Annotated in this window: 4 protein-coding genes; 1 reads left to right on the forward strand and 3 read right to left on the reverse strand. The window is 70.1% G+C overall.

Going from position 1 to position 6,626, the window contains the following annotated elements:
* Positions 1-144 precede the first annotated feature (144 nt).
* The 3 genes from ACFXGX_RS40865 to ACFXGX_RS40875 all read right to left on the reverse strand — a co-directional run bounded on the left by ACFXGX_RS40865 (position 145) and on the right by ACFXGX_RS40875 (position 4,661).
* Complete coding sequence (locus ACFXGX_RS40865) at positions 145-1,173, reverse strand: methyltransferase (protein ID WP_384802770.1); 1,029 nt, start codon at positions 1,171-1,173, stop codon at positions 145-147.
* 31 nt (positions 1,174-1,204) lie between these two features.
* The gene (locus tag ACFXGX_RS40870; protein ID WP_384802773.1) at positions 1,205-2,266 is read right to left on the reverse strand and encodes a nitrous oxide reductase family maturation protein NosD; all 1,062 of its coding nucleotides are present in this window, start codon (positions 2,264-2,266) and stop codon (positions 1,205-1,207) included.
* Positions 2,267-2,441: 175 nt separating this feature from the next.
* Complete coding sequence (locus ACFXGX_RS40875) at positions 2,442-4,661, reverse strand: NADP-dependent isocitrate dehydrogenase (RefSeq protein WP_384802776.1); 2,220 nt, start codon at positions 4,659-4,661, stop codon at positions 2,442-2,444.
* Between the two features lie 328 nt (positions 4,662-4,989).
* On the opposite strand from ACFXGX_RS40875, the gene ACFXGX_RS40880 reads away from it, so the two are divergent.
* Positions 4,990-6,543, forward strand: coding sequence for a M1 family metallopeptidase (locus tag ACFXGX_RS40880; RefSeq protein ID WP_384802779.1), 1,554 nt, complete (start codon positions 4,990-4,992; stop codon positions 6,541-6,543).
* The last annotated feature ends 83 nt before the right edge of the window (positions 6,544-6,626 follow it).

The following is a 6,626-nucleotide window of genomic DNA, read 5'->3' on the forward strand; positions in this document are numbered from 1 at the left end:
ACAACCCCCCCACAGTCCCGCCCGCCGGTGGGGGGTTTGCCTTTTCTTTCCTACCCCCCCGTCCCACCCCCCCCCCCCCCGGCCCCCGCTCCCACCCCTCCCCGCCGGCCTCGGGTTTTCCGGATTCTCGGAGGTCCGGCCGGATCAGCCGGGGACGGTGCACTCGAAGGCGTGCAGGTAGGGGTTCACCGGGCGGATCTCGCCGATGATCAGGCCCGCCGCCGTGAGCCGGTCGACCATGCTCTGCCGGGTGTGCTTCGCACCGCCGACGTTCAGGAGCAGCAGCAGGTCCATGGCCGTCGTGAACCGCATCGACGGGGTGTCGTCCACGAGGTTCTCGATGACGACGACCCGGGCGCCGGGCCGTGCGGCCGCGCGGACGTTCGCGAGCGCCCTGCGGGTGCTCTCGTCGTCCCACTCCAGGATGTTCTTGATGATGTACACATCCGCCTGGACCGGGATGTCCTCACGGCAGTCCCCGGCCACGATCCGCACCCGGTCGGCCAGTGCCCCGCCGTCGCGCAGGCGCGGATCGGCGTTCTCCACCACGCCCGGCAGGTCGAGCAGGGTGCCGTGCACGCCGGGGTGCTTCTCCAGCAGGCTGGCCACGACGTGCCCCTGGCCGCCGCCGATGTCGGCGACCGACTTCACGCCGCGCAGGTCCAGGAGCTTCGCCACGTCCTGGGCGGACTGCGAACTGGACGTCGTCATGGCCCGGTTGAAGACGTGCGCGGATTCCGGGGCGTCCTCGTTGAGGTACTGGAAGAACTCCTTGTCGTACACGTCCTCGAAGACGTTGCGGCCGGAGCGGACCGCCTCGTCGAGCTGTGGCCAGACGTTCCACGTCCACGGCTCGGTGCACCACAGGGCGATGTACCGCAGGCTGTTCGGGTCGTCCTCGCGCAGGAGCCGGGACATCTCGGTGTGCGCGAACGTGCCGTCGGGGCGCTCCGAGAAGACGCCCTGGCAGGACAGGGCGCGCAGCAGCCGGCGCAGGGTCCCCGGCTGGGTCTTCACCGCGGCGGCCAGGTCCTCGGCGCTCATGGGGGTGTCGTCGAGGGCGTCGGCGACACCCAGCCGGGCCGCGGCGCGTACGGCGGCGGCACGGGCCGCCCCGAAGACGAGTTCCCGCAACTGCATGGACGGCGGGGGACTCTGATCGACAGTGGTCATTCAATGCCTCGTTTCTGGTGTCGTGCCGTGCTCAGCACATGCCGGAGGGCTCGGAGACCTTGCAGGTGTTGCCGCGGAACGTGTTGCCCTTGCCGGTGGTGTCGCGGTTGGCGAGGTCGGAGGGACCGTTGCGCAGGACCACGTTGTCGCGCACCTCGTTGCGCTCGCTGAGCGCGCCCACGAAGCTCTTGAACAGGACGATGCCGCCCGACAGCGGGGAGGTGCCCACGTTGTCCTCGACGCGGTTGCGCGTGACGCGGGTGTCCTCGGCGCCGGTGAGGACGATGCCGGAGCCCTGGAGGGCGGGCAGCCGGGGGGTCTTGGGGCAGGACTTGTTGTTGGCGTGGATGTAGTTCCCGGTGACGCTCAGGTCGCCGACGCGCGGCTTGTTCTCGTCGCCCACGACGAACACCGCGGTGCAGTTGCCGGTGGCCTCGTTGCGGGCGACGGTCAGGTTCCGCACCCGCCGGACCGTGATGCCGATCCGGTTGCCGCTCATCAGGTTGTGGGCGATCACCGTTCCCTTGGTGTCGCGGGCTCCCTCCTCGGTGGTGACCGTGTTGGAGACGAAGAGACCGGCGTCGCCGTTGTTCCTGGCGATGTTGCGGACGAACCTGGTCCGCACGGACCGCTCCTCGGCGATACCCCACTGGCCGTTCTTCTCGGAGGTCACCCTGCGCACGGTCAGTCCGTCGGTCCCCGTCGCCCACAGACCCTGCTTCGAGAAGCCCCTGATGGTCAGTGACGCGACGGTGACACCGCGGACGCGCTTGCTGTCGGTCCCGGTCACACAGATGCCGTTGCCCGCCTTGGCGCAGGCGTCGGTGGCGGCGGTGTTCGGCACGATGACGGTGGACCTGGCGCTCGCGCCCCGCAGGGTCACGTCCCGCGCGGTGATGGTGACGCTCTCGTGATAGGTGCCGGGGGCGACGACGACGGTGTCGCCCGCCCGGGCCGAGTTCACGGCCTTCTGGATGGATTCACCCGGACGTACCAGGTGCACGGACGGGTGGTCGGCGGGCAGGGCTGCGCCCACTCCCGATGCCACGACCACAGCCGTGCACGCGAGGTAGGCCATCTGTTGTCTGGTCATAGGCCGAAGCTATGAACGGGTGTTGCCGCCCGCCACCGCTGATCGCCCAGGTGGGCCGCAGCCGTCACCGTGACGCGCCGGGAGACCTCAAGACGGCGCCGCCCCGGCCGGAGGATCCGGCCGGGGCGGCGTGCGCGGGACTGTGGCCCGCGAGGTGGTGCGGTGGTGCGGCGGATCAGGCGAAGGTCGCCAGCGTCTCGTTCCAGGTGGCGGACGGGCGCATGATCTTCGCGGCCTTCGCGGGGTCGGGCTGGTAGTAGCCGCCGATGTCGGCCGGGTTGCCCTGGACCGCGATCAGCTCGTCGACGATCGTCCGCTCCTGCGCGGTCAGCGTCTCGGCGAGCTGCGCGAACGCCTTGGCGAGGTCGGCGTCGTCGGTCTGCCGCGCCAGCTCCTGCGCCCAGAACAGGGACAGGTAGAAGTGGCTGCCGCGGTTGTCGATGCCGCCGACGCGACGGGTCGGGGACTTGTCCTCGTTGAGGAAGGTCGCCGTCGCGCGGTCGAGGGTGTCGGCGAGCACCTGGGCGCGCGCGTTGCCGGTGGTCTTCGCGAACTGCTCGAGCGAGGGAACCAGCGCGAAGAACTCGCCCAGCGAGTCCCAGCGCAGGTAGTCCTCCTTGACGAGCTGCTGGACGTGCTTCGGCGCGGAGCCGCCGGCGCCCGTCTCGAACAGACCGCCGCCCGCCATCAGCGGGACGACCGACAGCATCTTGGCGCTGGTGCCCAGCTCCAGGATCGGGAACAGGTCGGTCAGGTAGTCACGCAGCACGTTGCCGGTCACCGAGATGGTGTCCTCGCCGCGGCGGATGCGCTCGACCGAGAGCTTGGTGGCCTCGACGGGGGCGAGGACACGGATGTCCAGGCCCTCGGTGTCGTGCTCCGGGAGGTACTGGTTGACCTTGGCGATCAGGTTGGCGTCGTGGGCGCGGGTCTCGTCCAGCCAGAACACGGCCGGGTCGCCGGAGGCGCGGGCGCGGGTGACGGCGAGCTTCACCCAGTCCCTGATCGGCGCGTCCTTGGTCTGGCAGGCGCGGAAGATGTCGCCGGCGGAGACCGTCTGCTCCAGCACCGCGTCGCCGGCCGCGTCGACCAGGCGGACGGTGCCGGTGACCGGGATCTCGAAGGTCTTGTCGTGGCTGCCGTACTCCTCGGCCTTCTGCGCCATGAGGCCGACGTTCGGGACGGAGCCCATGGTCGACGGGTCGTAGGCGCCGTTGGCGCGGCAGTCCTCGATCACGGCCTGGTAGACGCCGGAGTAGGAGGAGTCCGGCAGGACCGCGAGGGTGTCGGCCTCCTGGCCGTCCGGGCCCCACATGTGGCCGGAGGTGCGGATCATGGCCGGCATCGAGGCGTCGACGATGACGTCGGACGGCACGTGCAGGTTGGTGATGCCCTTGTCGGAGTCGACCATCGCGAGGGCCGGGCCCTCGGCGAGCTCGGCGTCGAAGGACGCCTTGATCTCGGCACCCTCGGGGAGCGCCTCCAGGCCCTTGAAGATGCCGCCGAGACCGTCGTTCGGGGTCAGACCGGCGGCGGCGAGCGTCTCGCCGTGCGCCGCGAAGGTCTTCGGGAAGAAGGCGCGCACGACGTGACCGAAGACGATGGGGTCGGAGACCTTCATCATCGTGGCCTTGAGGTGCACCGAGAACAGGACGTCCTCGGCCTTGGCGCGGGCGATCTGCTCGGTGAGGAACTCACGCAGCGGCGCGACGTGCAGGACGGACGCGTCCACGACCTCGCCGGCCTGCACGGGTACCGACTCGCGCAGCACGGTGGTGGAGCCGTCGTCGCCGACGAGCTCGATGCGCAGCGTGCCGGCCTCGGCGATCACCGCGGACTTCTCGGTGGAGCGGAAGTCGTCGACGCCCATGGTGGCGACGTTCGTCTTCGACTCGGACGACCACGCGCCCATGCGGTGCGGGTGGGTCTTGGCGTAGTTCTTGACCGACGCGGGGGCGCGGCGGTCGGAGTTGCCCTCACGCAGGACCGGGTTCACGGCGCTGCCCTTGACCTTGTCGTAGCGGGCGCGGATGTCGCGCTCCTCGTCCGACTTCGGGTCGTCCGGGTAGTCCGGAAGCGCGTAGCCCTGCGCCTGAAGCTCGGCGACGGCGGCCTTGAGCTGGGGGATCGACGCCGAGATGTTCGGCAGCTTGATGATGTTCGCGCCGGGCGTCTTGGCCAGCTCACCGAGCTCGGACAGGGCGTCCGCGATGCGCTGGTCCTCCTGGAGGAACTCCGGGAAGAGGGCGATGATGCGCCCGGCCAGCGAGATGTCACGGGTCTCCACAGTGACACCCGCCTGAGAGGCGTACGCCTGGACCACCGGCAGGAACGAATACGTCGCCAGGGCCGGGGCCTCGTCAGTGTGCGTGTAAATGATGGTCGAGTCAGTCACCGGGTGCTCCGCTCCACGTCTGCAACATTGCTCGACATCAAGATATCTCGTGGGAGCCCCCGGCTCGACAGGGGTCCGTTCCGCGTCGGACCGGGAGGGGCGGAAAACGGCCGTGAGCGCTGGAGCGGGCCCGTCGGAGCGAAACGCCCGGAACGGACACCTCCGGCATCCGTCCGGCCCGCGGATGTGAACGTGCGGGCCGAAGTGAAAACGGCAAGTGCCCATCAGAGGCAACCAGTTGGCCCGCTCGGCCGTACATGAAAGTGATCGCCCACCTGATCTCGTGGCGGACCCCCCTGGCTCTCCGCCGCCCTAACGAAAGCGAATGATGAGATATCGCACCAGAGTGACGGCCCCCGCGGCCGCGCTGCTCGGTACCGCCGCCGCACTCGCCGTCGCCCCCACCGCCTCGGCCCGGCCGCTGACCGCGAAGCCGGACCAGGGCACCCCGGGTGCCGAGACCCTCGGTGACTCCGTCTACCCGGCCCTCGGCAACGACGGGTACCGCGTCGAGGCGTACCACCTCGACTTCTCGTACGACGCCACGACCCGTCTGGTCGACGCCAAGGCGACCCTGAGGATCAAGGCGACCCAGGACCTCTCGCGCTTCTCGCTCGACGCGCTCGGCCTGGACGTGCGCGCGGTGAAGGTCGGAGGCGTGGCCGCGACCTTCGAGCAGGTGGACGAGAAGCTGCGGATCACCCCGGTGCGGACCCTGCCGAAGAACTGCGCCGCCGCGGTCTGCGTCGAGTACGGCGCCGACCCGGCCAGGACGCTCGCCTACACCGCCTGGGTGCCCACTCCCGACGGCTTCGCCATCTGCCCCCAGCCCAACGCGGCGCACACCGTCTTCCCGTGCAACGACCACCCGACGGACAAGGCGGACTTCAGCTTCCGCATCACCGTGCCGAACACCCTGCGCGGTGTCGCGAACGGCTCGCTGACCCGCACGGAGCAGCTCGACGGCGACCGGACCGCGTACACGTACCGCTCGGCCGACCCGATAGCCACCGAACTGGTGCAGATCACCGTCGGCGACTACGTCGTCAAGGAGCGGCAGGGGCCGCACGGCCTGGGGCTGCGGGACGTCGTCCCGACCGCGCGGGCCGCCGCGCTGGAGCCGGCGCTCGCGCTCACCCCGAACCTCGTGGCGTGGCTGGAACAGCGCCTCGGCGCCTACCCGTTCGAGACGTACGGGCTGCTGCCCTGCAACTCCGACGCGGCGAACGCCTTCGACTTCACGGGCCTGGAGACCCAGACCCTGACGCTCTACAAGCCGAACTTCCTGCTCCAGGCGGAGAACAAGATCGGCTCGCACATGATGCACGAGCTGGTCCACTCGTACTTCGGCAACAGCGTCAGCCCCGCCAACTGGGCCGACCTGTGGCTGAACGAGGGCCACGCGGACTTCTACGGCCTGCTCTACCGGTACGAGCGCGGCTGGGCCGACTCACTCGGCCTGACCACCATGGAAGCCCGGATGAAGGACACGTACGCCAGGGGCGACCAGTGGCGTCAGTCCTCCGGCCCCGTCGCCGCGCCGAACGCCGTCAACCTCTTCGACAACCAGCGCTACCTGGGCGGAGTCCTCGTCCTGTACGCGCTGCGCGAGCTGGTCGGCGAGGACGTCTTCAACCGCATCGAGCGCACCTTCCTGGAGCGGTACCGCAACCGCGCGGCGACCACCGCCGACTACATCGCGGTCGCCACCGAGATCTCCGGCGCGGACCAGTCCGGCTTCCTGAACGACTGGCTGTACGGGACGAAGACCCCGCGCATGCCGAACCACCCGGACTGGACGGTCACCCCGGTCGTGTCGAGTCTGGTCGCGCCGCGCCACCGCGCGCCCGGCCACTACCCGGACTCGACCGCCACGCTCTGACCGACGGCCAGGCTCTGACCGTCATGTTCTGACCGGGCGGGCGTGAAGAAGGGGGCCGGGCGGAGTGATCCGCCCGGCCCCCG

This window comes from Streptomyces sp. NPDC059371, from assembly GCF_042751995.1.
Classification (GTDB): Bacteria; Actinomycetota; Actinomycetes; order Streptomycetales; family Streptomycetaceae; genus Streptomyces.